The sequence below is a fragment of the Ferrigenium straubiae genome (assembly GCF_051257895.1).
GTDB classification, from domain to species: Bacteria; Pseudomonadota; Gammaproteobacteria; order Burkholderiales; family Gallionellaceae; genus Gallionella; species Gallionella straubiae.
Genome location: NZ_CP194331.1, coordinates 977,362 through 1,004,122, shown reverse-complemented (window position 1 = coordinate 1,004,122; position 26,761 = coordinate 977,362). Strand labels below are relative to the sequence as shown.

General features: G+C 62.4%; 28 protein-coding genes. 24 read left to right on the top strand and 4 right to left on the bottom strand.

Features of this window, described 5'->3' with window-relative positions; translation table 11 throughout:
- Positions 1-3 precede the first annotated feature (3 nt).
- The 24 genes from ACRRNM_RS04700 (at position 4) to ACRRNM_RS04585 (ending at position 22,843) form a co-directional block, all read left to right on the top strand.
- Entirely contained in the window at positions 4-123 is a 120-nt protein-coding gene (locus ACRRNM_RS04700; protein ID WP_435627081.1) for an entericidin A/B family lipoprotein, read from the top strand.
- Positions 123-767, top strand: coding sequence for a 3-isopropylmalate dehydratase small subunit (leuD, locus tag ACRRNM_RS04695; protein WP_435627080.1), 645 nt, complete (start codon positions 123-125; stop codon positions 765-767). Before ACRRNM_RS04700 ends, leuD begins: the two co-directional genes overlap by 1 nt.
- Before the next feature lie 104 nt (positions 768-871).
- On the top strand, positions 872-1,939 hold the full coding sequence (leuB, locus tag ACRRNM_RS04690; RefSeq protein ID WP_435627079.1) for a 3-isopropylmalate dehydrogenase: 1,068 nt from the start codon (positions 872-874) through the stop codon (positions 1,937-1,939).
- A gap of 173 nt (positions 1,940-2,112) precedes the next feature.
- On the top strand, positions 2,113-3,135 hold the full coding sequence (locus tag ACRRNM_RS04685; RefSeq protein WP_435627078.1) for an aspartate-semialdehyde dehydrogenase: 1,023 nt from the start codon (positions 2,113-2,115) through the stop codon (positions 3,133-3,135).
- A gap of 87 nt (positions 3,136-3,222) precedes the next feature.
- A complete protein-coding gene (locus tag ACRRNM_RS04680; RefSeq protein ID WP_435627077.1) occupies positions 3,223-5,886 on the top strand; it encodes a FimV/HubP family polar landmark protein in 2,664 nt (887 codons plus the stop codon).
- Positions 5,887-6,094: 208 nt separating this feature from the next.
- Entirely contained in the window at positions 6,095-6,709 is a 615-nt protein-coding gene (locus ACRRNM_RS04675; protein WP_435627076.1) for a CbiQ family ECF transporter T component, read from the top strand.
- Positions 6,706-7,494: a tRNA pseudouridine(38-40) synthase TruA gene (truA, locus tag ACRRNM_RS04670; RefSeq protein ID WP_435627075.1), complete on the top strand. Its 789-nt coding sequence runs from the start codon at positions 6,706-6,708 to the stop codon at positions 7,492-7,494. The genes ACRRNM_RS04675 and truA overlap by 4 nt, the downstream gene beginning before the upstream one ends.
- Positions 7,491-8,123 carry a phosphoribosylanthranilate isomerase gene (locus ACRRNM_RS04665; protein ID WP_435627074.1) on the top strand — a complete coding sequence of 211 codons (633 nt, stop codon included), beginning with the start codon at positions 7,491-7,493 and terminating at the stop codon, positions 8,121-8,123. The genes truA and ACRRNM_RS04665 overlap by 4 nt, the downstream gene beginning before the upstream one ends.
- Positions 8,059-9,300 carry a tryptophan synthase subunit beta gene (trpB, locus tag ACRRNM_RS04660; protein WP_435627073.1) on the top strand — a complete coding sequence of 414 codons (1,242 nt, stop codon included), beginning with the start codon at positions 8,059-8,061 and terminating at the stop codon, positions 9,298-9,300. Before ACRRNM_RS04665 ends, trpB begins: the two co-directional genes overlap by 65 nt.
- Before the next feature lie 2 nt (positions 9,301-9,302).
- Positions 9,303-9,554 (top strand): type II toxin-antitoxin system HicA family toxin, encoded by a 252-nt coding sequence (locus tag ACRRNM_RS04655; protein WP_435627072.1) that lies wholly within the window; start codon positions 9,303-9,305, stop codon positions 9,552-9,554.
- A 2-nt stretch (positions 9,555-9,556) separates the two neighbouring features.
- Positions 9,557-9,766 carry a type II toxin-antitoxin system HicB family antitoxin gene (locus ACRRNM_RS04650; RefSeq protein WP_435627071.1) on the top strand — a complete coding sequence of 70 codons (210 nt, stop codon included), beginning with the start codon at positions 9,557-9,559 and terminating at the stop codon, positions 9,764-9,766.
- Positions 9,767-9,793: 27 nt separating this feature from the next.
- On the top strand, positions 9,794-10,594 hold the full coding sequence (gene trpA / locus ACRRNM_RS04645; protein WP_435627070.1) for a tryptophan synthase subunit alpha: 801 nt from the start codon (positions 9,794-9,796) through the stop codon (positions 10,592-10,594).
- A 111-nt stretch (positions 10,595-10,705) separates the two neighbouring features.
- Positions 10,706-11,587 carry an acetyl-CoA carboxylase, carboxyltransferase subunit beta gene (gene accD, locus ACRRNM_RS04640; RefSeq protein WP_435627069.1) on the top strand — a complete coding sequence of 294 codons (882 nt, stop codon included), beginning with the start codon at positions 10,706-10,708 and terminating at the stop codon, positions 11,585-11,587.
- A 268-nt stretch (positions 11,588-11,855) separates the two neighbouring features.
- The gene (gene folC, locus ACRRNM_RS04635; RefSeq protein ID WP_435627068.1) at positions 11,856-13,118 is read left to right on the top strand and encodes a bifunctional tetrahydrofolate synthase/dihydrofolate synthase; all 1,263 of its coding nucleotides are present in this window, start codon (positions 11,856-11,858) and stop codon (positions 13,116-13,118) included.
- Positions 13,119-13,142: 24 nt separating this feature from the next.
- A complete protein-coding gene (locus ACRRNM_RS04630; RefSeq protein WP_435627067.1) occupies positions 13,143-13,781 on the top strand; it encodes an SPOR domain-containing protein in 639 nt (212 codons plus the stop codon).
- The gene (locus ACRRNM_RS04625) at positions 13,778-14,272 is read left to right on the top strand and encodes a CvpA family protein (RefSeq protein ID WP_435627066.1); all 495 of its coding nucleotides are present in this window, start codon (positions 13,778-13,780) and stop codon (positions 14,270-14,272) included. The genes ACRRNM_RS04630 and ACRRNM_RS04625 overlap by 4 nt, the downstream gene beginning before the upstream one ends.
- Before the next feature lie 38 nt (positions 14,273-14,310).
- Positions 14,311-15,837 (top strand): amidophosphoribosyltransferase, encoded by a 1,527-nt coding sequence (gene purF / locus ACRRNM_RS04620; RefSeq protein WP_435627065.1) that lies wholly within the window; start codon positions 14,311-14,313, stop codon positions 15,835-15,837.
- A gap of 222 nt (positions 15,838-16,059) precedes the next feature.
- A complete protein-coding gene (locus ACRRNM_RS04615; protein ID WP_435627064.1) occupies positions 16,060-17,229 on the top strand; it encodes an O-succinylhomoserine sulfhydrylase in 1,170 nt (389 codons plus the stop codon).
- Entirely contained in the window at positions 17,229-17,720 is a 492-nt protein-coding gene (pncC, locus tag ACRRNM_RS04610) for a nicotinamide-nucleotide amidase (protein WP_435627063.1), read from the top strand. The genes ACRRNM_RS04615 and pncC overlap by 1 nt, the downstream gene beginning before the upstream one ends.
- An 82-nt stretch (positions 17,721-17,802) precedes the next feature.
- A complete protein-coding gene (gene recA / locus ACRRNM_RS04605; protein ID WP_435627062.1) occupies positions 17,803-18,903 on the top strand; it encodes a recombinase RecA in 1,101 nt (366 codons plus the stop codon).
- Positions 18,887-19,351, top strand: coding sequence for a recombination regulator RecX (recX, locus tag ACRRNM_RS04600; protein WP_435627061.1), 465 nt, complete (start codon positions 18,887-18,889; stop codon positions 19,349-19,351). The genes recA and recX overlap by 17 nt, the downstream gene beginning before the upstream one ends.
- A 115-nt stretch (positions 19,352-19,466) precedes the next feature.
- A complete protein-coding gene (alaS, locus tag ACRRNM_RS04595; protein WP_435627060.1) occupies positions 19,467-22,205 on the top strand; it encodes an alanine--tRNA ligase in 2,739 nt (912 codons plus the stop codon).
- The gene (locus ACRRNM_RS04590; protein WP_435627059.1) at positions 22,202-22,366 is read left to right on the top strand and encodes a hypothetical protein; all 165 of its coding nucleotides are present in this window, start codon (positions 22,202-22,204) and stop codon (positions 22,364-22,366) included. Before alaS ends, ACRRNM_RS04590 begins: the two co-directional genes overlap by 4 nt.
- 12 nt (positions 22,367-22,378) lie before the next feature.
- A complete protein-coding gene (locus tag ACRRNM_RS04585; RefSeq protein WP_435627058.1) occupies positions 22,379-22,843 on the top strand; it encodes a response regulator in 465 nt (154 codons plus the stop codon).
- Between the two features lie 47 nt (positions 22,844-22,890).
- Here ACRRNM_RS04585 and ACRRNM_RS04580 read toward each other — a convergent pair whose 3' ends face one another.
- The 4 genes from ACRRNM_RS04580 to ACRRNM_RS04565 form a co-directional block, all read right to left on the bottom strand.
- Positions 22,891-24,264 (bottom strand): phosphomannomutase/phosphoglucomutase, encoded by a 1,374-nt coding sequence (locus ACRRNM_RS04580; RefSeq protein ID WP_435628638.1) that lies wholly within the window; start codon positions 24,262-24,264, stop codon positions 22,891-22,893.
- Positions 24,264-25,292 carry a lipopolysaccharide heptosyltransferase II gene (gene waaF, locus ACRRNM_RS04575; protein WP_435627057.1) on the bottom strand — a complete coding sequence of 343 codons (1,029 nt, stop codon included), beginning with the start codon at positions 25,290-25,292 and terminating at the stop codon, positions 24,264-24,266. Before waaF ends, ACRRNM_RS04580 begins: the two co-directional genes overlap by 1 nt.
- 205 nt (positions 25,293-25,497) lie before the next feature.
- A complete protein-coding gene (locus ACRRNM_RS04570; RefSeq protein WP_435627056.1) occupies positions 25,498-25,698 on the bottom strand; it encodes a zinc-finger domain-containing protein in 201 nt (66 codons plus the stop codon).
- Between the two features lie 11 nt (positions 25,699-25,709).
- Entirely contained in the window at positions 25,710-26,630 is a 921-nt protein-coding gene (locus ACRRNM_RS04565) for a branched-chain amino acid transaminase (RefSeq protein WP_435627055.1), read from the bottom strand.
- Positions 26,631-26,761: the final 131 nt, after the last annotated feature.

Sequence of the window (26,761 nt, the reverse complement as noted above, 5' to 3'; positions counted from 1 at the left end):
GCGATGAGAGTGGTTGCATTGTTTCTGGCAGCGCTGATGCTGGTTGGCTGCAATACCATGGAAGGCCTGGGCAAGGATATCCAGAAGGGTGGAGCGAAGCTGGAAAAGGCGGCGAACAAATAATGCGTAAATTTACCCTGCTTGATGGACTGGTCGCGCCGCTGGATCGCGCCAACGTCGATACCGACGCGATCATCCCCAAACAATTCCTGAAGTCGATCAAGCGCTCCGGTTTCGGACCGAATGCGTTCGACGAATGGCGCTACCTGGATCATGGCGAACCTGGCATGGACAACAGCAAGCGCCCGTTGAACCCCGATTTCGTGCTGAACCAGCCGCGCTACCAAGGCGCACAAATCCTGCTGGCGCGCGAAAATTTCGGCTGCGGCAGCTCGCGCGAGCACGCGCCCTGGGCGCTGGAAGACTACGGTTTCCATGCCATCATCGCGCCGAGTTTCGCCGACATCTTCTTCAACAATTGCTTCAAGAACGGCATGCTGCCGATCAGGCTCGACGCGCAGATCGTGGACGGTCTGTTCAAGGCGGTGGAAGCGGCGCCTGGCTACAAGTTGAAGATCGACCTGGAACGGCAGAGCATCACGACGCCGGACGGCAAGGTGTACGGTTTCGAGGTGGACGCCCACCGCAAGCATTGCCTGCTGAACGGCCTGGACGACATCGGCCTGACCTTGCAGCATGTAGACGAAATCAAGGCGTTCGAGGCGAAGCATCGTGCGGCGCAGCCGTGGCTTTTTTGTGAAATGTGAAAAGTGAAATGTGAAACGTAACCCTCCCGGCAGGGGGTGGCGCGTAGCGCCGGGTGGACATCACCTTTCACGTTTCACCTTTCACGGATTATTTGAGAGGAAATATGAAAATTGCAGTGTTGCCCGGTGACGGGATCGGACCGGAGATCGTCGCGCAGGCGGTGAAGGTGCTGGAGGCGTTGCGTGGCGACGGCCTGAAGATCGAGATGGAATACGCGCACCTCGGCGGTGCGGGCTACGACGCGGCGGGCGATCCGTATCCGCCCGCGACCGAGAAGCTGGCAAACGAAGCCGACGCGGTGCTGCTCGGCGCGGTGGGCGGCTACCAGTACGACAACCTGCCGCGCCCGCTGCGCCCGGAGCAGGGGCTGCTGCGCATCCGCAAGGGACTAGGGCTGTTCGCCAATCTGCGCCCCGCTCTGGTATACCCCGAGCTCGCCAATGCATCGACCCTGAAGCCGGAAGTGGTCGCCGGGCTGGACATCATGATCCTGCGCGAACTCACCGGCGACATCTACTTTGGCCAGCCGCGCGGCATCCGCACGCTGGACAACGGCGAGCAGCAGGGCTTCGACACCATGCTCTACAGCGAGTCGGAAGTCCGCCGTGTGGCGCATGTCGGCTTCCAGATCGCGATGAAGCGAAATAAGAAGATGTGTTCGGTGGACAAGGCCAATGTGCTCGACACCAGCATGTTCTGGCGCGAGATCGTCATCGAGGTGGCGAAGGAATACCCCGAGGTCGCGCTGTCGCACATGTACGTGGACAACGCAGCGATGCAGCTGGTGCGCGCGCCCAAGCAGTTCGACGTGATCCTGACCGGCAACATCTTCGGCGACATCCTCTCCGACGAGGCCTCGATGCTGACCGGCTCGATCGGCATGCTGCCGTCCGCCTCGCTGGACGCGAAGAACAAGGGTCTCTATGAGCCATGCCACGGTTCGGCGCCGGACATCGCGGGCAAGGATATCGCCAATCCGCTGGCGACCATCCTGTCGGTGGCGATGATGATGCGCTACACTTTTGCGCGCGAAGACATCGCGCAGCGCATCGAAGGCGCGGTGCGCAAGACGCTGCAGCAGGGGCTGCGCACCGGCGACATCGCCGAGGCCGGCATGCAAAAAATCGGCTGCGCGGCGATGGGCGACGCGGTGGTTGCGGCGTTGTCGTAACGTAATTTTTTAACCACGAAGTTCATGAAGAAGAATCCTGGCCTGTCCGCAGGCCGGGATGGATTCATGATTGATGCGTATCGTAAAGCGTGATCCGGATTGATGGGGTCGACCATCGTTAATCCTTCGTGCTCTTCGTGGTGAAGGTTGTTTCAATTTCTAGAGAGACAAAAATGAGCAAGCAATACGACGTATGCATATTGGGCGCGACCGGCGCGGTGGGCGAGGCGATGCTGGCCATCCTGGAACAGCGCAAGTTTCCGGTGCGCAATCTCTATCCGCTGGCTTCCAGCCGTTCGGCGGGTTCCAAGGTGCGCTTCAACGGCAAGGAGCTCGACGTCATCGACGTCGAAGGCTTCGACTTCTCCAAGGCGCAGATCGGCCTGTTCTCGGCGGGCGGCAGCGTGTCGGAAAAATATGCGCCGCTCGCCGCAGCCGCCGGCTGCGTGGTGATCGATAACACCGCGCACTTCCGCTACGACCGCGATATTCCGCTGGTGGTGCCGGAAGTGAACCCGCACGCCATTGCGCAATACAAGAACCGCGGCATCATCGCCAACCCGAACTGTTCGACCATCCAGATGCTGGTCGCGCTCAAGCCGATCAAGGACGCGGTGGGCATCGCGCGCATCAACGTGGCGACCTACCAGGCGGTCTCCGGCACCGGCAAGGAGGCGATCGAGGAGTTGGCCAGCCAGACCCGTGCGCTGTTCAACCAGCAGGACGTGGCGGTCGAGGTCTATCCGAAGCGCATCGCCTTCAACGTGCTGCCGCAGATCGACGTGTTCATGGAAAACGGCTACACCAAGGAAGAGATGAAGATGGTGTGGGAGACCCAGAAGATCATGGAGGACGACACCATCATGGTGAACGCGACCGCGGTGCGCGTGCCGGTGTTCTACGGGCACTCCGAGGCGGTGCACATCGAGACCAAAAAGAAGATCACCGCCGCCGAGGCGCGCGCCCTGCTGGAAAAGGCGCCGGGCGTGATCGTCATGGACAAGCGCGAACCGGGCGGTTACCCGACCCCGATCGAGGCGGCCGGCAACGACGCGTCCTACGTCGGGCGCATCCGCGAGGATATTTCGTGCCCGCTGGGCTTGAATCTGTGGGTGGTAAGCGACAATGTGCGCAAGGGAGCGGCGTTGAACAGCGTACAGATTGCGGAGATTTTGATCGCAAAATACCTCAATTAGGACATCATGCAAAAAACATTATGAGCTTGTGCTTATAACTCCATGATGTTATTTTACTTGTTCAACGAATAACCATAAGGTGATAGCGTGCGTAAGTCACTACTGAAACTGCTCGGGGTTCTTGCTGGTTTGATGCTGTCCACATATGTTTCCGCCGTCGGCATGGGCGGGATCAGTGTGGCATCCGCTCTGGGGCAGCCGCTGAAGGCCGAGGTCGAACTGGTAGCGGTCGGCAAGGCCGACAAGGCCAGCCTGGTTGCCCGCCTCGCATCACCCGACGTCTACCGGGGTGCCGGGCTGGAATATCCTTTCGGCAACAAATTCAAATTTCAGATCGAGAGCCGCGCGAACGGCGAGTCGTATATCAGGGTGAGCAGCGCGCAGCCGATCAACGATCCCTTCGTGAGCCTGCTGGTCGAATTGACCTGGGCCTCCGGCAAGCTGTTGCGCGAATACACCTTCCTGCTCGACCCGCCGGATTACGTCGCGGAACAGCCCAAGCCTGCGGAAGTGCAAGCTGTCGCCCCGGCAGTGCAGGCCGCGCCGCTGGAAGCTGCCGCCAAGCCGGTTGAGCAAGCCGCTCCCGCAGTTGCGGTCCCGGCTCCGGCCCCCGCAGCCCCGGTTGAGAAGGAAACCAGGCCGATGCGCGCTACCGCGCCGATGGACGAAAAGGTTCTTAAGGCCGCGCCGCAGCAGAAACCGGCAGTCGTCGCGACCGGCGATATTACCGTCAAGCAGGGCGACACGCTGCACAAGGTCGCGGTGCAGAACAAACCGGCCGAAGTCAGTCTGGAGCGCATGCTGGTCGCGCTGTACCGCGCCAATGCCGACCAATTCGACGGCAAGAACATGAACCGCATCAAGGCCGGCAAGATCCTGCGCTTGCCCGACCAGAACGAACTGATGAGCGTGGCGCAATCCGATGCAGCCAAGGAAATCCGCGCCCAGACGGCCGACTGGAATGCCTACCGGCAAAAACTGGCCGCTGCCGCTCCGGCCGCCGCCCAGCCTCAGGAAGCCCAGCAGGTTGCCACCGGCAAGATCGCTAGTTCGGTTGCCGACAAGGCGCCGGTTGCCAAGGAGTCCGCCAAGGAAGTGCTGAAACTGTCCAAGGGTGAGGCTCCCGGAGACAAGGCTGCCGCCGCTGCGGGAGGCAAGCAAATGACTGCCCAGGAAAAGAAGAATGCCGAGCAGGAAGATGTGATCGCAAAGGGTAAGGCGCTGAAGGAAGAGCAGGCACGCACCGCCTTGCTGGAAAAGAACCTCAAGGATATGCAACGCCTCGCGCAACTGAAATCCGAGGCCGCGGCGCTGGCGGCGCAACCTTCGGCTGTGGCTCCCCAGGTTGCCGCTTCCGCAGTCGCCGCCGCATCCGCAGTCCCAACTGCCTCCGCGGTTGCTGCTGCCAGCGAAGTCAAGCCGGCGCCTGTTGCCAAGCCCAAACCCAAGCCCCAGCCGGTGGTGGTGCCGCAACCCTCGCTGACGGATGAGATTCTGGGCAATCCGCTTTATCTCGCCGGCGGCGCGGCGATTCTGCTTGGCCTTGGCGGCTTGGGCTTCATATTGAACCGCCGCAGGCAGGCTGCTGCACCAGGCGGGACGAGCAAAGATGCCGGTGCGATAACCGGCCACCTGACCCCGCCGGCCGCGCCTTCTCCCGAGACTGGCGATTTCACCAGCACCACAGGGGAGCATGCCGCAGCGGCGGCTGTCACCTCGGAGGAGGTGGACCCGATCAGCGAAGCGGATCTGTTCCTGAATTTCGGCCGCGATGTGCAGGCGGAGGAAATCCTCAAGGAAGCAATGCAGAACACGCCGAACAATCACCAGATCCATCTCAAGCTGCTGGGCATCTACGCAAACCGCAAAGATGTGAATTCCTTCTCGACCATTGCACGCCAGCTGAAGGATTCCGGCGATGAAGAGGCCTGGCAACAGGCTGCGGCCATGGGGCGCAAGCTCGAGCCGAACAATCCGATGTACGGCGGTGCCGGAACCATCGAGGATGACGGCAGCGCAACCATGCAAACGACGGTGCTTAGCGCCATGCCAGATATCGATCTGGGCGGGACGGCGGCTCCCGAAGTGGATTTCGATCTGGGCGGCACGGAGAAGACAGCGACACTGTCCACCGAAGAGAAGGCAGTGGCCCAGGCGGAAGCCATGGATTTCGACATTACTTCCACCAGTCCTTCGCTGGCTGCTGCATCCGAGGCGATGGACTTCGATGTGACTTCCACCAGCCCGTCGATGAGCGCACCGACCGAGATGGATTTCGACATCACCTCGACCAGCCCGTCGATGCCTGCGGCTGGCGCAGAGACGGAAGCCGCACTGCCCAATCTGGACGACCTGGTTTTCGACGTCACCGCCACCCATCCTTCGATGCCTGCGGCGCAGCCGGAGGCCGAGCCGGCCAAGGCCGCTGCGGCCGACGAAGGCGGCATGGAATTCACGCTGGACTTCCCGATCGAGGCGCCAGCCGAGAAGCCTGCCCCCGCGGCGCAACCCGCCGCAACCGATTTTGCCGGCATCAGCCTGAACCTGGAAGACATCGGGACGCTGGGCGAATCGGCTGCAGAAGGCAAGGACGAGCATTGGCATGAGGTTGCCACCAAACTCGATCTGGCCAAGGCCTATCAGGAAATGGGCGACATGACCGGCGCGCGGGAAATCCTCGAAGAGGTTCTGCGTGAGGGCGATGAGGGGCAGCGTGAGGCAGCGCAGTCCATGCTCGACCAGATCGGTTGATCACGGCATCGTGACGACGGCAGCCCGCTACCGGGCTGCCGTTTTCTTTTGGGGCAACCGTTGAATATGAAAAACATTTCACCACGAAGAAGAACACCGGGTTGCACCGAAAATTCCGGTAACCCTGCGGTACGCGGCCAACAGTGCGCAATCCTAAGGGAGCATTCGTGATCTCCGTGTCCTTCGTGGCTCAAGCACTATTTCAGGAATGAGATTCCATCCCGCCGCACAAATCCTGACCTGGTGCCTGCTGGTTGCCGCCATGCAGGTGCTGGCGTCCGGCACCTTGCTGGTAGCCGCCGGTCTGGTGCTGCTGGGCGCATTCGCCGTTTCCCGGCATAAATTCGTGCAACTGGTACGCCGCACCCGCTGGATCATGCTGTCGCTGCTGCTGATCTACGCCTGGAGCACGCCGGGCCAGGCGTTGCCGGAATCTCTCGGTGTGTTCGGCCCGACCCGCGAAGGGTTGGTTGACGGTACGCTGCAACTGGTCCGCCTGCTGGCCGCTTTGGCCGCGCTGGCGATCCTGCTGGATCGCCTGCACCGCCAGCATTTGATAGCAGGGCTCTACACCCTGTTCGCGCCCTTGCGCCTGATCGGGTTGTCGCGCGAACGGCTCGCGGTGCGGCTCGCGTTGACCCTGCATTACGCCGAGGTCGCGATGCTGCGCAGCAAGGGCGGCTGGCAGGAAACCCTGAACGGTTTGTTCGAGCCGCACGGCGAGGCCGACCGGCACATGGAGCTGCCGCTGCACCGCTTCGGCATCGGCGATGCGCTGCTGCTGGGCTTCGCGCTGCTGCTGTTGTGGGGGGCGCTGCGATGAGGGTTGCTTTAGGTGTCGAATACGATGGTCGCCCTTATTGCGGCTGGCAGAGCCAAGCGGAGGAGAGCACCGTGCAGGACACGCTGCAGCGCGCGTTGAGCCAGATTGCGGGCGAGCCGATTTCAATCATAGCAGCGGGGCGTACGGACACCGGTGTGCATGCGCTGGAGCAGGTGGTGCATTTCGATACCCAGGTTGAGCGTCCGCTTCCCGCCTGGGTGCGCGGCACGAATGCCGTGCTGCCGGAGAGCGTCGCGGTGCGCTGGGCGCATCCGGTGCCGGATGAGTTTCATGCGCGCTTCTCCGCGCACGGGCGCAGTTATCGCTACCTGCTGATCAACCGCCCGGTACGCAGCGCCCTCCATGCCGGCAAGGCGGGCTGGTTCCACCTGCCGCTGGATATCGCGGCGATGCAGGCCGCCGCAGAATACCTGCTGGGCGAGCACGACTTCAGCGCGTTCCGCTCGTCCGAATGCCAGGCCAAATCTCCGGTCAAACATCTGCGCCAGATGGACATCTACCGGCAAGGCGAGATGCTGGTCTTCGATCTGAGCGCCGGCGCCTTCCTGCACCACATGGTGCGCAACATCGTTGGCTGTTTGATTTATGTCGGTAAAGGCAAGCATCCGCCAGACTGGATGAAGGAAATCCTCGAAGGCCGCAGCCGCACCATGGCCGCACCGACCTTCGCGCCGGATGGCTTATACTTGCGCCGCATACAATATGAGGCGAAGTGGGGGCTGCCGCAAATGGAAAACGAAACAATGTTGGGAGAGCTGCTGTGACGCGCGTCAAGATATGCGGCATCACCCGCCCTGAAGATGCGCTGGCCGCCGCGCAGAGCGGTGCGGATGCGATCGGGCTGGTGTTCCACGAAAAAAGCCCGCGTCATGTGAGCATCCAGCAGGCTGCACGGGTAGCGGCTGTGCTGCCGCCGTTCGTGACGCTGGTGGGGCTGTTCGTGAACCCTGCCGAAGACGCGATGCGTGAAGTGTTGCGCCAGGTGCCGCTGGACACGCTGCAGTTCCACGGCGAAGAAGAACCGGAATTCTGCGCGCGCTTCGGACGCTCCTGGATCAAGGCGATCCGGGTGAGGCACGACGTGGATTTGATACAATGCGCGGCGCATTACCGGATGGCGCAGGGTTTATTGCTGGACGCCTTTGTGGAAGGCGCACACGGCGGCACCGGGGTGGCGCTCGACTGGGCGGTGATCCCGCAAGCCGTGCCGCTGCCGGTGATCCTGGCCGGCGGCCTGCATCCCGACAATGTGGCGGAAGCCATCCGTCTGGTACGACCCTACGCGGTGGACGTGTCCAGCGGCGTGGAGGCGAGCAAAGGAATCAAGGATGCGGCGAAGGTCGCCGCATTCATTAACGAGGTTAAGCAGATTGACTTACAACTATCCCGATAACACCGGCCACTTCGGCCCCTACGGCGGCATTTATGTCGCCGAGACCCTGATGGGCGCGCTGGAAGAACTGAAAGAGGCCTACGAGAAATACCGCAACGACCCGGAATTCATCGCCGAACTGAATGCCGACCTCAAGCACTATGTGGGCCGCCCCAGCCCGATCTATCACGCGAAGCACCTGTCGGCGCACCTCGGCGGCGCGCAAATCTATCTCAAGCGCGAAGACCTCAACCACACCGGCGCGCACAAGGTGAACAACACCATCGGCCAGGCGCTGCTCGCGAAACGCATGGGCAAGAAGCGCGTGATTGCCGAGACCGGCGCGGGGCAGCACGGCGTCGCTACGGCAACCGTCGCGGCGCGCTACGGCATGGAGTGCGTGGTGTACATGGGCGCAGAGGACGTGCAACGCCAGTCGCCGAACGTATTCCGCATGAAGCTGCTCGGCGCGACCGTCGTGCCGGTGGAGAGCGGCTCGAAGACGCTTAAGGATGCGCTCAACGAGGCGATGCGCGACTGGGTGACCAACATCGAGAACACCTTCTACATCATCGGCACCGTGGCCGGGCCGCACCCGTACCCGATGATGGTGCGCGATTTCAACGCCGTCGTCAGCCGGGAATGCGTGACGCAGATGCCCGAGCTGGCGTGCCGCCAGCCGGATGCGGTGATCGCCTGCGTCGGCGGCGGCTCCAACGCGATGGGCGTGTTCTACCACTACATCGACATGCCCGGCGTGAAACTGATCGGCGTGGAAGCCGGCGGGCATGGCATCGCGAGCGGCGAGCATGCCGCACCCCTGACCGCGAACAGCCCGGTCGGCGTGCTGCACGGCAACAAGACCTATCTGGTGCAGGATGCGGACGGCCAGATCATCGAGACCCATTCCATCTCGGCCGGGCTGGATTATCCCGGCGTCGGCCCCGAGCACGCTTGGCTCAAGGATAGCGGGCGCGCCGAATATGTCGCGATCGACGACGACGAGGCGCTGCGCGCCTTCCATGACCTGTGCCACTTCGAGGGCATCATCCCCGCGTTGGAATCCAGCCATGCGCTCGCGCACGCAATCAAGATCGCGCCGGCTATGGGCAAGGATAAGGTGATGTTGGTGAATATTTCCGGGCGCGGCGACAAGGACATCAACACAGTGGCGCGCTTGAAGGGGATCACACTTTAGCGATGGGGAAGCTGGAAAAGATTCTATGGCAGGTTTTAAAAGTGGGCAGCGACCAGAATATCGCATTCGATGATTTGGTCTTTTTGCTGGAGGGCATGGGGTTTGAAAAACGCATCAAGGGCAGCCACCACTTGTTCAGCAAAGAGGGGGTTGAGGAAATCATCAATATCCAGCCCGCGGGCAATAAGGCCAAGCTCTATCAGGTCAGGCAGGTGAGGCACATTATCGTGAAATACCAGTTGATTGGAGAGTAACCATGTACCGTTATGAAATCATTCTTTACTGGAGCACAGAGGATGCCGCGTTCATCGCGGAAGTGCCGGAATTGCCAGGCTGCATGGCGCATGGGGATACGCAGGACGAGGCGCTGCATCATGCGCAGGAGGCGATGGCAGCTTGGGTCGAAGTGGCGCAGGAGTTGGGGCGCCAGATTCCAGAACCGCGCGGGCGCTTGATGTATGCGTGAAATGAAATTTCCACGGAAAGATGAGTAATGAGCCGTATCCAGACAGTTTTCGAGAATCTCAAACAGAAGAAGCGCAAGGCGCTGATTCCGTTCTTCACGGCGGGCGATCCCAATCCGGCGCTCACGGTGCAGCTGATGCACGCGCTGGTGGAGGCGGGAGTGGACGTGATCGAACTCGGCGTGCCGTTCTCCGACCCGATGGCGGACGGGCCGACCATCCAGCGCGCCTCCGAGCGCGCGCTCAGGCACCACGTCGGGCTGCACCACGTGCTGGACATGGTCGCCGAATTCCGCCGCAGCAATGCGACCACGCCCGTCGTGCTGATGGGCTACGGCAACCCGATCGAGGCGATGGGCTGGGGAACTTTTGCCAGACGTTGCGCCGAGGCGGGCGTGGACGGTGCGCTGACCGTGGATTTCCCGCCGGAGGAGAGCCAGGAGGCGTTCGCGCACCTGACCCGGCACGGTATCGATCCGATTTTCCTGCTCGCACCGACCAGCAGCGATGCGCGCGTCGCGCTCGTCGCGAAGCAGGCGCGTGGCTATGTGTATTACGTGTCGCTCAAGGGCGTGACCGGTGCAGGGCACCTCGACCTGGCCGCCATCGAGCAGAAGATCCCGCAGTTGCGCAGGCATATCGACCTGCCCATCGGCATAGGCTTCGGCATCCGCGATGCCGCGACCGCGCTGGCGGTGGCGAAGCTGAGCGACGGCGTGGTGGTCGGCAGCCGCATCGTGCAGGAAATTGAAAATTCAAACGGGCAGAACGTCGTTGCCAATGTGGGCAAGCTGGTCAGGGAATTGAGACAGGCCGTCGATCAGGCCTGAAGCCCTCTCCCCCAACCCCTCTCCCGCAAGCGGGAGAGGGTGGCCGAAGGCCGGGAGAGGGAAGTGAAAAACTGTGTGCTGTCGAGTACGCCAGGTGAAAAGGGAAATACTATGAGTTGGTTCCAGAAATTATTGCCGCCTAAGATCAAGCGCCGCGAGAGCGAGGACAAGAAGAGCGTCCCGGAAGGCCTGTGGCACAAATGCCCGAACTGCCAGGCGGTGCTGTACCACTCCGACCTGGAGAAGAATCAGAGCGTCTGTCCGAAGTGCAACCACCACCACCGCATTTCGGCGCGCACCCGCTTGGACTTGCTGCTCGACGGTGAGGGCCGCTTCGAGATCGGCGCGGAAGTGCTGCCGGTCGACACGCTCAAGTTCAAGGACAGCCGCAAGTATTCGGAGCGCCTCGTCGCCGCCAGGAAGAGCACCGACGAGGAGGATGCGCTGGTGGTGATGCAGGGCAGCATCCATGCGGTGCCGGTGGTCGCCGCCGCATTCGAGTTCGAGTTCATGGGCGGCTCGATGGGCTCGGTGGTGGGCGAGCGCTTCGTGCGCGGCGTGCAGGTCGCGCTGGAGCAGCAATGCCCGTTCATCTGCTTCTCCGCGAGCGGCGGCGCGCGCATGCAGGAAGGCCTGCTGTCGCTGATGCAGATGGCCAAGACCTGCGCTGCGCTCACCCAACTCAGCCAGGCGCAACTGCCGTTCATTCCGGTGCTGACCGACCCGACCATGGGCGGCGTGTCCGCGAGCTTCGCCTTCGTCGGCGACGTGGTGATCGCCGAACCCGGCGCGCTGATCGGCTTCGCCGGCGCGCGCGTGATCCAGCAGACAGTACGCGAGACCCTGCCGGAAGGCTTCCAGCGTGCGGAATTTCTGCTCGAGCACGGCGCGATCGACATGATCGTGGATCGGCGCGAGATGCGCGACCAGCTTGCGACGCTGATCACACTGCTGACCAAGCAGTCGGCGGTCGCGGAGATCGAGGCGGCTTAGAAGCTGCCATTAAAATTGCTGCGGAGGGCGTCTGCGGCGTTGCGCGGTACTCGCAATCCTCATGTACTTTATGTACATTCCGGTTGCTGCGTTCCGTGCGCCTTGCATCCATCCCTCCTCGCGAATTTTTCTGGCAGCTTCTGAAATTCACCAAGCGATTGCCGGCAACCAGAGTAGCAAGCGTAGGGCGCAATAACCAACGGGCATTGCGCCGGATGTTTCAACGATACTGATGCATGCGCTGCGCTTATGCACCCTACAAAATCTGATGCCTAATACACTAGCCGGCTGGCTGACCTACCTCGAATCCCTGCACCCCAAGACCATCGCACTCGGCATGGAGCGCGTGGCGCAGGTCAAGCAGCGCCTCAATCTCGATCCCGATTTTTCCATCATCACGGTCGGCGGCACCAACGGCAAGGGTTCGGTGTGCGCGATGCTGGAGGCCATCCTGCATGCCGCCGGATACCGCGTCGGCTGCTACACCTCGCCGCACCTGCTGCATTACAACGAGCGCGTGCGCATCGGCAAGCAATCGGCGGGCGACGCGGAGCTGTGCGCTTCGTTCGAGAAGGTCGAGCAGGCGCGGTGCGAAACCCCACTGACCTATTTCGAGTTCGGCACGCTGGCGGCGATGCTGTGTTTCGTCGAGCACAAGGTGGAGGTCGCGATCCTCGAAGTCGGGCTGGGCGGCCGGCTGGATGCGGTGAATGCGTTCGACAGCGACTGCGCGGTGGTCACCAGCGTGGACATCGATCACGTCGATTACCTCGGCGAGACGCGTGAGGAAATTGCGTTCGAGAAGGCGGGGATATTCCGCAAAGACCACGTGGCGATCTGTGCGGACAGCGATGTGCCGCAGGCGATCCGCAACCATGCGCAGCAGATCGGCGCGGAACTGTGGTGCATCGGCGGCGAGTTCGGCTTTTCGCCGCATCAGGGGCAGTGGGACTATTGCAGCAAAATCGGCGCGCGCAACGCGCTGTCCTATCCCGCGTTGCGCGGCGCGTTCCAACTCAACAACGCGAGCGCGGCGCTCGCGGCGCTGGATGCGCTCAAGGATAAATTGCCGGTGAGCATGGAGGCGGTGCGGCGCGGGCTGGTCGAGGTGCAACTTGCGGGGCGTTTCCAGGTCATACCGGGCCGGCCGAAGCTGATCCTCGACGTGGCGCACAACCCGCATGCGGCGCGTTCGCTGGCGCAGAATCTCGCCAGCATGCCGCCCGCGAAGACCTTTGCGGTGTTCGCGATGCTGAAGGACAAGGACATGGCGGGGGTGGCGGCGGCGCTCGATCCATATATCGACACCTGGCTGGTCGCGGGCATCAATGCGCCGCGCGGCGCGACTGCCGCGGAACTGGCGCAAGTGCTGCAAAGTGCCGGTGTGCGCGGTGCGATACAGACCTTCGATAGCGTCGAAGAGGCGTTGCGCCATGCCTATAACGAGGCGGGTGAAGATGATAGAATTGCCGCCTTCGGTTCGTTCTACACCGTGGCGGAAGTCATGGCAGCAAAAGGACTGAAGTTTTAGGATTTTTCCAAAGGTTTACCAGGCATGGCAAAACAACCGACAGACGACGAACTGGACCTCAGGCGCAAGGCGCGCCGCCGCCTGATCGGGGCGGTTGCGCTTACGCTCGCGGTGGTGGTGATCCTGCCGATGGTGCTGGACAGCGAGCCCAAGTCCACCGGGCAGGACATCGAGTTGCGCATCCCGGCGCCCGACAAGGTCGGCGAATTCGTGCCGGGCGCGGCGGCTTCCGAGGTGGCGCAGGCTGCGCCGCTGGCCGTCTCTGCAGTCGAGGCTGCGCCGGCTGCCGCTTCGGCAGTTGCGGCTTCCGCCGTGGCACAGGCCAAACCGGTGGCTGCGGCAGCTGCCGCAGGCAACCCCAAGGTTGAAGCGCAGGGCAAGATACAAGCCGCCAATAAACAGCCGGAAGCGGCGGGAGCGAAGAGTGCGGCCAAACCGAGCGGCGAAAGCTTCGTCGCGCAGGTCGGTGCCTACGCCAACCCCAATACCGCAAAACTGGAAGCGGATCGGCTGAAGAAGCTGGGTTTCAGGGCTTATACCGAAAAGGCCGGCGACAAGACCCGAGTGCGCGTCGGGCCGTATGCGGAGCGCGACAAGGCCGAGAAGGTGCGCCTGTTGCTGGAAAAACACGGGCTGCATCCGGTGGTGACCAGCGCCAAATGACCGGATTTGATTTTGCTGTAATCGCGGTCATGCTGGTTTCGCTGTTGATCGGTGTGTGGCGCGGCATGGTTTACGAAGTGCTGTCGCTGGCGGGCTGGCCAGTCGCGTTCGTGCTGGGCAAGCTGTATGGCGGCAGCGTCGCGCCGTTGATGCCGGGAACGCAGGAGACGGTGCGGCTCGCACTGGGCTATGCTGCAGTATTCATTGCCGCCCTGATCGTGTGGGGTGTGCTGGCTTGGCTGCTCTCCAGGCTGGTGAAGGCGGTCGGGCTGGGCTGGCTGGACAGGTCGCTGGGCGCGCTGTTCGGCGTGTTGCGCGGCGTGCTGGTGATCCTCGCGCTGGTGTGGTTGGCCGGACTGACGGCCATTCCGGAGCAGCCGTTCTGGCGCGGCGCGCAGACGAGCCGGGCGGCGGAAAATGTTGCCTTGCTGACCAAGGCATGGTTGCCGGACAGCATCGCGCGGCGCATCCGTTACGGTGCCCGCAGTTAGTTTGGTTTCTGGGTAGTTAATTTTTGGGGTAGTGAATCATGTGCGGCATACTCGGAGTAGTCTCGCAAACACCGGCCAACCAGTTGCTGTATGACGGCCTGCAGGTCTTGCAGCATCGCGGCCAGGATGCCGCCGGCATCGCCACGCTGGACGGGCGCACCTTCCATCTGCACAAGGGCAACGGGCTGGTGCGCGACGTGTTCCGCACGCGCAACATGCGCGCGCTGACCGGCAATGCGGGCATCGGGCATGTGCGCTATCCCACCGCCGGTTCCGCGGTGGACCACAACGAGGCGCAGCCGTTCTACGTGAATTCGCCGTTCGGCATCGTGCTCGGGCACAACGGTAACCTGACCAACACCGAGGAACTCAAGCGGCAACTGTTCGCAGAAGACCTGCGCCACGTCAACACCAACTCCGATTCGGAAGTGTTGCTGAATGTGCTGGCGCACGAGTTGCAGGCCAAGTCCAAAGGGCTGCGTCTGGATGTGCCGACCATTTTTGCCGCGGTCTCCGGTGTGCACCGGCGCTGCCGCGGTGCCTATGCCGTGGTCGCGATGATCGCAGGCTACGGCCTGCTGGCGTTCCGCGATAGCCACGGCATCCGCCCGCTGGTGGTGGGCTTGCACGAGGCCGAGCATGGGCCTGAATACCTGATCGCCTCGGAGAGCGTTGCGCTGGATACGCTGGGCTTCAAGTTTCTGCGAGATGTTGCGCCCGGCGAGGCGATATTCGTCGACTTCGACGGCAACATGCACAGCCGCCAATGTAGCGAAAGCCCCAGCCTGAACCCGTGTATCTTCGAGTATGTCTACCTTGCGCGCCCCGATTCGGTGATCGACGGCGTGTCGGTCTATGAGACGCGCCTTATCATGGGCGAATACCTTGCCGACAAGCTCAAGCGCGAATGGGACGGAGTGGACATCGACGTGGTTATCCCGATCCCCGATTCCAGCCGCCCCAGTGCGTTGCAACTCGCAAACCGCCTCGGCCTCCCGTTTCGCGAAGGCTTCGTGAAGAACCGCTACATCGGCCGCACCTTCATCATGCCCGGCCAGGCGATGCGCAAGAAATCGGTGCGCCAGAAGCTGAATGCCATTGGCCTGGAATTCAAGGGCAAGAACGTGCTGCTGGTGGACGACTCCATCGTGCGCGGCACCACCAGCCGCGAGATCGTGCAGATGGCGCGCGATGCCGGCGCGCTGAAGGTGTATTTCGCCTCGGCTGCACCGCCGGTCTGTTTCCCGAACGTGTACGGCATCGACATGCCGAGCCGCGCGGAACTGATCGCCACCGGGCGCAACGACGAGCAAATCTGCCGCGAGATCAGCGCCGACCGCCTGATTTACCAGGACCTCAAAGACCTCAAGGCGGCGGTGCGCAAGCTCAACCCGGGCATCACGAACTTCGACGCATCGTGTTTCGACGGAAATTACATCACCGGCGATATCACGCCGCAGTACTTGGACATGGTGGAAGCGCGGCGCGGCGACGGGAAAGCCGACAGACCGATGGACGACGATCAGATGGAACTGGATCTGGTGATGAGCGCATCGTCGATGTAAAAAATTGCTGCGGAGGGCGTCTGATGGGACTACTAGCCATTCCACTAGGCTGCAAAAATACAGCAGCCAAGTGGCTGGTTATGCGGCGTTGCGCGGTACTCGAAATCCTCATGTACTTTAAGTACATTCCGGTTTCTGCGTTCCGTGCGCCTTGCATCCATCCCTCCTCGCGAATTTTTATGGTTTTTTCAGAGAACATAAACCAGAAATATTGAGAGTGAGATGAGCGAACAAAAATACCAACCGGAAACTCTGGCGGTGCGCGCCGGAGCGGTGCAAAGCCAATTCGGCGAGAACAGCGAGGCGCTGTTCCTGACTTCCAGCTTCACCTTCGAGAGTGCCGCGCAGGCCGCCGCTCGTTTCAGCGACGCGGAGCCTGGCAACATCTATTCGCGCTTCACCAATCCGACCGTGACGATGTTCGAGGAGCGTCTCGCCGCCTTGGAAGGCGCGGAGCAGTGTGTCGCCACGGCCTCGGGCATGTCGGCGATCCTGGCGTGCGTGATGGGGCTGCTCAAGAGCGGCGACCACATCGTCGCCTCGCGCAGCATCTTCGGTGCGACCATCAATCTGTTCAACAACGTCATCAGGAAATTCGGCGTGGAGACGACTTACGTCTCCGCGACCGACCCGTCCGAGTGGGCTGCGGCAGTGCGCCCGAACACCCGACTGTTCTTCCTGGAGACGCCGTCCAACCCGCTCACCGAGATTTCCGACATCGCCACGATCGCTGCGGTGGCGAAGGGTTGCGGCGCGCTGCTCGCGGTGGACAACTGCTTCTGCACGCCGATCCTGCAGCGCCCGTTCGACCTCGGCGCGGACATCGTGATCCACTCTGCGACCAAGTACATCGATGGGCAAGGGCGCGTGCTGGGCGGCGCGGTGCTGGGCAGCAAAAAGAACATGGAGGGCGTGTACGGCTTCCTGCGCACCGCCGGGCCGACGATGAGCGCGTTCAATGCCTGGATATTCCTGAAAGGCATGGAGACGCTGAAAATCCGCATGGACGCGCACAGCGCCAACTCGCTGGAACTGGCGCGCTGGCTGGAGGCGCAGCCCAACGTGGCGCGCGTTTTCTATCCGGGTCTGCCATCGCATCCGCAGCATGAGCTGGCCATGCGCCAGCAGAAGAGCGGCGGCGGCATCGTGTCGTTCGAGGTGAAGGGCGGGAAAGGGGCGGCCTGGCGCGTGATCGACAATACGCGCATGGTCTCGATCACTGCCAACCTCGGCGACACCAAGACCACCATCACCCATCCGGCGAGCACCACCCACGGGCGCATCGCGCCCGAGGCGCGTGCAGCAGCGGGCATCACGGACGGCCTGATCCGCATCGCTGTGGGGCTGGAGGCGGTGGTCGATATACAGAACGATCTGGCGCGCGGCCTGTAATGGATGTCCTTGCCGCACAAGTCGGCGGGGCGCTGAAGGCACACGGCCTGAAGCTGGTGACGGCGGAATCCTGTACCGGCGGCGGCGTGGCGCAGGCCATCACCGACGTGGCGGGCAGTTCGGCATGGTTCGAGCGCGGCTTCATCACCTATTCCAACCTGGCCAAGCAGCAGATGCTGGGCGTGAGCGAGGCAACGCTCACTCAGCATGGCGCGGTGTCCGAGGCGGCGGTGCGCGAGATGGTGGCGGGCGCGCTGGCCCACAGCGCGGCGCAGGTGGCCGTGGCGGTGAGCGGCATCGCCGGGCCGGGCGGCGGCACGCCGGACAAACCGGTCGGCACGGTGTGGTTCGCGTGGGGTCTCAAAAACGGCGTGACCCACGCGCAGCGCCGCCAACTCAACGGCAGCCGTGCCGAAGTGCGCGCGCAGTCCGTGCATATCGCGTTGCAGGGCGTGCTCGACCTGCTCGGGCGGCGCACGAAAATCGCCTGAATTAATATAAAGAACGAACGTTCTGTACAAATCAAAATTGATGTGCCACAATCCGGCACCAATTTCAAAAGGGGAGATCGTGATGGATGACAACAAGAGCAAAGCGCTCGCGGCGGCACTGAGCCAGATCGAAAAACAGTTCGGCAAGGGCTCGATCATGCGCCTCGGCGAGCACGACGTGGCAAAGGACATCCAGGTGGTTTCGACCGGTTCGCTGGGGCTGGACATCGCGCTCGGTGTGGGCGGCCTGCCGCGCGGCAGGGTGGTGGAAATCTACGGGCCGGAATCTTCCGGCAAGACCACGCTAACCCTGCAGGTCATCGCGGAGATGCAGAAGCTCGGCGGCACGGCGGCGTTCATCGACGCGGAGCATGCGCTCGATCCGCAGTACGCGCAGAAACTCGGCGTGAAGGTGGAAGACCTGCTGATTTCGCAGCCGGACAACGGCGAACAGGCGCTGGAAATCGCCGACATGCTGGTGCGTTCCTCCTCGGTGGACGTGGTGGTGATCGACTCGGTCGCCGCGCTGACACCCAAGGCGGAAATCGAAGGCGAGATGGGCGATGCGCAGATGGGCCTGCATGCACGCCTGATGTCGCAGGCGCTGCGCAAGCTGACCGCCAACATCAAGCGCTCCAACACCCTGGTGATTTTCATTAATCAAATTCGCATGAAGATCGGCGTGATGTTCGGCAACCCGGAAACCACCACCGGCGGCAACGCGCTCAAGTTCTATGCTTCGGTGCGCCTCGACATTCGCCGCATCGGCAGTATCAAGAAGGGCGACGAGGTGATCGGCAACGAGACGCGCGTCAAGGTGGTCAAGAACAAGGTCGCGCCGCCGTTCCGCGAGGCGATGTTCGACATCCTGTACGGCGAGGGCATCTCGCGCGAGGGCGAGATCATCGAGCTGGGCGTGCAGCAGAAGCTGGTCGACAAGTCCGGCGCCTGGTACGCCTACAAGGGCGAGAAGATCGGGCAGGGCAAGGACAACGCGCGCGAGTATCTGCGCGAACATCCGGAAGTCGCCTTCGAGATCGAGAACCGGGTGCGCGAGGCATTCGGCGTGGCGCTGCTGGAGGGCGTCGAAAAGCCGGTGAAGGCCGAGAAGGCCGGCGCAAAATCAGCTTCCAAGGCTTCCGAGAAACTTTTGGCTGGGCACCCGGGTGAGGAAAAAGCCTGAGTTGAGCCTGCGCGCGCGCACCCTGCAATACCTCGCGCGCCGCGAATACAGCCGCGCCGAACTGCGCGGCAAGTTGCTGCCCCATGTGCAAGAAGGTGAAGACCTCGACGCGCTGCTGGACGACCTGACTTCACGCGGCTGGCTGTCCGATGCCCGTGCAGCGACGCAACTGCTGCATGCCAAACGCAGCCGCTTCGGCATGCAACGCATCGCGCAGGAGCTGCGCCAGAAAGGCATTGCGGAAGATCTGATCGGCGAGGCGTTGCCGGGCCTGAAGGAAACCGAACTGGATGCGGCGCGCAACGTGTGGCAGAAGAAGTTCGGCGCACTGCCGCAGGACGCCAGGGAAAAAGCCCGGCAGGTGCGCTTCCTGCAATCGCGCGGATTCTCCATGGATGCGATCTTCAAAATACTGCAAGCCGACAACCCCGAAGACGGCTCAGTCTGAATCGAGTCTGCTCTCTGTCTCCGACCTGCCGCTCAAGCCCGTCAAATGGTATGATTCGCGCCTGATTCCGCTCGTGGAGCGGTCTTCCGATGAATAACGCCATATCCGGTGCACAATGAAAAGCAGTGAAATCCGCCAGAAATTCCTGGACTACTTCGCCTCCAAGGGCCATACCGTCGTTCCCTCCAGTTCGCTCGTGCCGCACGACGACCCGACGCTGTTGTTCACCAACGCGGGGATGAACCAGTTCAAGGACGTGTTCCTCGGCTTCGACAAGCGCCCCTACACGCGCGCCGCATCGAGCCAGAAGTGCGTGCGCGCCGGCGGCAAGCACAACGACCTGGAGAACGTCGGCTACACCGCGCGCCACCACACCTTCTTTGAGATGCTCGGCAACTTCAGCTTCGGCGACTACTTCAAGCGCGACGCGATCGGGTACGCCTGGGAACTGCTGACCGAGGTGTTCAGGCTGCCCAAGGAAAAACTCTATGTCACCGTGTATGCCGAGGACGACGAGGCCTACGACATCTGGACCAAGGAGATCGGCCTCGAAGCCTCACGCGTGATCCGCATCGGCGACAATAAGGGCGCGCGCTACGCCTCGGACAACTTCTGGATGATGGGCGACACCGGCCCCTGCGGCCCCTGCACCGAGATTTTCTACGACCACGGCGCGCATATCCGCGGCGGCCTGCCCGGCACGCCGGAAGAAGACGGCGACCGCTACATCGAAATCTGGAACAACGTGTTCATGCAGTTCAACCGCGACGAGCACGGCGTGATGCACCCGCTGCCCAAGCCCTCGGTGGATACCGGCATGGGGCTGGAGCGCATCTCGGCGGTGTTGCAGCATGTGCACTCCAACTACGAGATCGACCTGTTCCGTCACCTCATCAAGGCGGCGGCGCGCGAGACCTCGGACGCGGACATGGATTCGCCCTCACTCAGGGTGCTGGCCGACCATATCCGCGCCTGCTCCTTCCTGATCGCCGACGGCGTGATTCCCGGTAACGAGGGGCGCGGCTACGTGCTGCGCCGCATCATCCGCCGCGCGATCCGCCACGGCTACAAGCTCGGCGCACGTGAAGCGTTTTTCTACAAGATCGTGCCGGACCTGGTCGAGCAGATGGGTGCGGCCTATCCCGATCTCACCGCCGCTCAGGTGCGCGTGATGGAGGTGCTGAAGCAAGAGGAGGAGCGCTTCTTCACGACCATCGAGCACGGCATGGCCATCCTTGAGGCTGCGTTGTCGCAGATTGAGCTTGAGACAACTCGGAATACGCTGAATCTTGATGGCATATTGAAATCCGGTGCTAGCGCTAGTGACGTATTGAAGCATCTTCAATCTGCTGCTGATTCTCAAGGAAGATTAATCTCTAATGCTCCCGCAAAGATTTTGAATGGCGATCTTGCGTTCAAGCTGCACGATACCTATGGCTTCCCGCTCGACCTAACTCAGGATGTATGTCGCGAACATGGTGTAAAGGTAGATGAAGCGGGTTTCAACTCCGCCATGGCGCGGCAGAAGGAACAGGCGCGTGCGGCGGGCAAGTTCAAGATGGCGGCGAACCTCGAATACTCAGGCCCGGCGACAATTTTCCGCGGCTACGACACGCTGGAGCACAAGGGCAACATCCTCGCGCTGTACAAGGACGGCGTCGAGGTGAATGAACTCGTCGAGGGCGATCTTGGCGTGGTGGTGCTGGACGATACGCCGTTCTATGCCGAATCCGGCGGCCAGGTCGGCGACCGCGGCGAGCTGCGCAGCGTGCACGGTATCTTCGCCGTCGAGGACACGCAGAAGATCCAGGCGACGGTGTTCGGCCACCACGGGACGGTGACGACCGGCAAGCTGACCGTCGGCAACAGCGTGACCGCCAGAGTGGATGCTGCGGCGCGCTACCGCACGATGCGCAACCACTCGGCGACGCATTTGATGCACAAGGCGCTGCGCGAGGTGCTGGGTGCACACGTGCAGCAGAAGGGTTCGCAGGTCGATCCCGACAAGACACGCTTCGACTTTGCGCACACGCAGCCGCTGAGCGATGCGGAAATCCGCAGGGTGGAAGCCATCGTGAACTCGGAAATTCTGGCCAATGCCGAATGCCGGGCGCGCGTGATGCCGATCGAGGACGCGCAGAAGACCGGCGCGATGATGCTGTTCGGGGAGAAGTACGGCGACGAGGTGCGCGTGCTGGACATCGGCTCCAGCCGCGAGCTGTGCGGTGGTACGCATGTCGCTCGCACCGGAGACATCGGCCTGTTCAAGATCGTCGCGGAGAGCGGCGTGGCGGCGGGTGTGCGGCGCGTCGAGGCGGTGACCGGCGAGGGCGCGCTGGCGCTGGTGCAGCAGCAGGAGGCGCAGTTGCAGCAGGTCGCCGCCGCCGTGAAGGCACAGCCGCAGGAAGCAGCAGCGCGCGTCGCGCAGATTCTCGATAGCGTGAAGTCACTGGAGAAGGAGCTCGCCGCCTTGAAGTCGAAACTCGCCTCCGCGCAGGGCGACGAGTTGGTCAATCAGGCGCAGGACATCGGTGGTGTGAAGGTGCTCGCGGCCAGACTGGAAGGCGCGGATGCAACGGCCCTGCGCGAGACCATGGACAAGCTCAAGGATAAGCTCGGGAATGCCGCCATCGTGCTGGCGGCGGTGGACGGTGATAAGATTAGCCTGGCTGCCGGTGTGACTTCCGGCCTGACCGCGAAAATCAAGGCTGGAGAACTGGTGAACATGGTTGCGCAGCAGGTCGGCGGCAAAGGCGGGGGGAGGCCGGACATGGCGATGGCAGGCGGCACGCAACCGGAGAATCTGGCTGCGGCACTGGCTTCGGTTTCAGTCTGGCTGAAGGCAAAGTTATGAGTTTGGTGAGTCCGGCCTTGCTCGCTGCGACCGCACCAAAGCGGCTGCGCCGCCACCGTGTCGCAGCGGCACCGGACATGGCGATGGCCGGCGGCACGCAACCCGAGCATCTGGCTGCTGCACTAGCTTCCGTTACAGATTGGGTCAAGGCACGTTTATAAGGAACGATACAGTTGAAAACAGGCCGTTATAGCGTATTGCTGGTCGAGGACGATTCGGTGGCGACAGACTTGGCGCGCCGTGCCGCTGCCGAGCGCTGCCCCGAAATCAGCCTGACCGTGGTGGCGGGCGGAGATGCCGTGCTGGACTGGCTGAACGAGAGCGTCGCGAACAAGGAGCAGATGCCGCATATCATCCTGATGGACCTGAACCTGCCGAAGCTGGACGGGCTGGGGGTGTTGCGCAAGCTGCGCCTGCATGCCGCCACCCGCGACATCCCGATCGTGGCGTTTTCGGTGGAATACACGCAGGCAGACGTGCAGATGAGCTACCGGGCCGGGGCAAACAGTTTCGTGGCCAAGCCTGCCGATCTTGAACAGTTCAGCGGGTTTTTCCGCGAGCAGATGGCCTACTGGATGCAGCCGCGCCAGCGCGAACTTGCCTTTGCTTCGGGGCAGGGCGCAAAAGGCCGTTCCTGATTTACACCCGGTAGCACAACTCTAGCTCTTCTGGTAAACCCCGCCTTCTAGAACGGCAGCTGCAGATGAGGTGCGGCCTGCCGGAACATCTCGCGAAAATCGTCCTGGATGCGCCGCAGCGCATCTTCGTTGTCCGCCTCGAAGCGCAGCACGATCACCGGCGTGGTGTTGCTGGGGCGCGCCAGCCCGAAGCCGTCGGCATATTCCACGCGCAATCCGTCCAGTGTGATGATCTCCTTCGCATCGGCAAATCTCGCGGTGCGCTGCAGTTGCGCGAGCAGCGCGTGGTTTTCGCCTTCGGCGGTGTGGATGTGCAGCTCCGGCGTACAAACCGCATCCGGCAGTGCGTTCAGCACGGCGCTCGGGTCGGCGGCCTTGCTCAATATCTCCAACAGGCGCGCGCCGCTGTATAGCCCGTCGTCGAAGCCATACCAGCGTTCCTTGAAGAACATGTGGCCGCTCATTTCGCCGGCGAGCAGCGCGCCGGTTTCCTTCATCTTGGCCTTGACCAGCGAATGCCCGGTTTTCCATAGCGTGGGCTTTCCGCCACGCTCGCGTATCCAGGAAAAGAGATTGCGCGTGGATTTCACGTCGAAGATGATCTCCGCGCCGGGGTTGCGGGAGAGCACGTCGGCGGCGAACAGCATCAGCTGGCGATCGGGGTAGATGATCCTGCCGTCCCTGGTGACCACGCCGAGCCGGTCGCCGTCGCCGTCGAATGCCAGGCCCAGCTCGCTGTCGTTGGTGCGCAGCGCAGCGATCAGGTCTTCGAGGTTGTGCGGGTCGGACGGATCGGGGTGGTGGTTGGGGAAGTTTCCATCCACCTCGCAGTACATTTCCTCCACCTTGCAGCCGAGCTTGCGGTACAGCTCCGCGACGTAAGCGCCGGCCACGCCGTTGCCGCAGTCCACGGTGATGTTCATCGGCCTGGACAGTTTGATGTCGGAGACGATGCGCGCGAGGTAATCCGCACTTATGTCCTGTTGCGTATAGCTGCCGGCGCCGTGCACCAGATCGTTCTGCTCGATGCGCTGGCGCAGCTTCTGGATTGTCTCACCGGACAGCGTCTCGCCGGCCAGCACCATTTTCAGGCCGTTGTAATCCGGCGGGTTGTGGCTGCCGGTGAGCATCACCGCGCAGTGGGTCTGCAACTGGTAGGCGGCGAAATACACCATCGGTGTTGCGACGAGTCCCACATCGATCACGTTGATGCCGCTTTTGCGGATGCCGCGTGCCAGGGCGGCGACCAGTTCCGGGCCGGACAGCCTGCCGTCGCGCCCGATCGCGATCGCGCGCTGCCCGCGCACCACGGCTTCCGAACCGAGTGCATGGCCGATGGCCTCCACCACTTCGGCGGTCAGCGCCTTGCCGACGATGCCGCGGATGTCATAGGCCTTGAAGATTTCCTTGGGTAAATTCATCAACATGATTCGCCTTGATTTTGAATGATATGGGTTAGTCTGTCCCAGACCATGTCCGGGGTCAGTTTCGTCATGCAGTGGAAATGCCCGAACGGGCATTCGCGCTTGAAGCACGGGCTGCACTCGATGTCGAGCTTCACGACCTGCGCCTTGGCGGACAGCGGCGGGGTGAACTGGGGGCTGCTGGAGCCGAACAGCGCGATCATCGGCCGATCCAGCGCGGCGGCCAGGTGCATCAGGCCCGAGTCGTTGCTGATGACCAGGCGCGCGCATGACAGCAGCGCGATGGCATCACCCAGATCGGTGCGGCCGCACAGGTTGATGCACTGGCCTTCGGCGAGCTGGTTGATTTCTTCGGCGGCATGCCTGTCCTTGGGCGAGCCGATCAGCCAGATCGCATAGCCGTGTTGCCCCAGGCGCTGCGCGATGTTCGCGTAGTAGGCGGCCGGCCAGCGCTTGGCCGGGCCGTACTCGGCGCCGGGACAGAAGGCCGCGACGGGCCGGTCCAGCGTCAGGTTCAGCTTTTGCTGTGCGGCGTCGCGCTGCGCCTCGGAGACCGTCAGTTTCGGATTCGCCAGCGGGCGCGGGATTTCGCCCCGCGTATCCTCGGCGAGCTGCGCGAAGCGCTCCACCATCAGCGGCAGTTTATGCTTGTCGAGCCTGCGCGCATCGTTGAGCAGGATATAGCGCGACTCGCCGACAAAACCGGTGCGCAACGGGATACGCGCGAAGAACGGAACGAGCGCGGATTTCCATGAGTTGGGCAGTACGATGGCTTGGTCGTAGCGCGCGGCACGCAGTTGTTTGCCGACCCGGTGGCGTGCAGCCAGGTTCAGTGCGCCGTGTGGGAACGGGTTGATGATGACGTCGTGCACCTCGGGCATCTGGCGCAGCAGCTTCTCCGTCCACGGCGGGGCGAACACGTCGATCAGACAGCCGGGATGGCGTTGCCCGAGGCGCATCAGCATCGGCTGCATCAGCATGCAGTCGCCTACCCAGCTCGGTGCGATAACCAGAATTTTCTGCATTACGCCAGATTGCTCATGGTTGGAATAACTCAAAACCGTCGCGAGCGGTTCGAGAGCAAGGCGCACGGGCCTTGCATGGCCATTTGACTAGGCTGGCAGGAAACGCCAGCCAAGTCGCTGGTCAGCGCAGAAACCGGAATGTACTTGAGGTACATGAGGATTTCGAGCACCGCGCAACGCCGCTATCGAATCGCACAACAGGTTTTCAGTGATGCCCCTTGGGCAGCTCACCCTTGAACTTGTACAGCGTGCCGCAATACGGGCAACGCGCCTCGCCGCCGTTGTTGAGGGGGATCGCCACTTTCGGGTGGGCGTTCCACAGGCTCATGTTCGGCATCGGGCAGGTCAGCGGCAGGTCGTGCGCGGTCACTTCGATGTAGCGCTGGGTGATGTCTTTATTGCTCACGATTTCCTCCCTCAGACGTAGGACAACCAATCGGTGTGCTGCGGATGCTTGCCCGCGACGCAGTCGAAGAACGCCTGCTGCAGCCGGGTGGTGACCGGGCCGCGCGAACCGCCGCCGATGGTGCGGTGATCGAGTTCACGGATCGGCGTCACCTCGGCAGCGGTGCCGGTGAAGAAGGCTTCTTCGGCGCAATAGATCTCGTCGCGCGTGATGCGCTTCTCGACCACCTCGATGCCCATTTCCCGGGCCAGGGTGAAGATCGAGCCGCGCGTGATGCCTTCCAGGCAGGAGGTCAGGTCGGGCGTGTACAGCTTGCCCTTCTTGACGATGAAGATGTTCTCGCCGGAACCCTCCGCGACGTAGCCGTCCACGTCCAGCAGCAGGGCTTCGTCGTAGTTGTCGTTGGCGGCTTCCTGGTGCGCCAGGATCGAGTTGGCGTAGGTCGTCACCGACTTGGCGCGGCACATGTTCACGTTGACGTGGTGGCGGGTGAAGCTGGAGGTCTTGACGCGGATGCCTTTTTGCATGCCTTCGGCGCCGAGATATGCGCCCCACGGCCAGGCGGCGATTGCGACATGGGTGGACAGCGTCTTCGCGGCGATGCCCATCGCTTCCGAGCCGTAAAACGCGATCGGGCGGATGTAGCAGGATTCCAGCTTGTTGACGCGCACCACTTCACGGTGCGCTTCCATGACGGTCTCTTTGTCCCAGGGCATCTTCATCTGGAAGATATGCGCCGAATTGAACAGCCGGTCGGTGTGCTCCTGGAGACGGAAAATGGCCGTGCCTTTCTCGGCCTTGTAGGCGCGCACGCCCTCGAACACGCCCATGCCGTAATGCAGCGTGTGGGTCAGCACATGGGTGGTGGCATCGCGCCAGGGGACGAGCTTGCCGTCATACCAGATAAAACCGTCGCGGTCGGACATCGACATAATGGAATTCCTTTGATGGGTCGGTTGCAAAGCGAGGATTCTAGCGTTTTCCGCGAGGTTTATGAAGGGAGCACGGTAAATATCCGCTCCGGCCGGCAGGCCTTATTTTCCGGACGCTAATTCGGGTATGA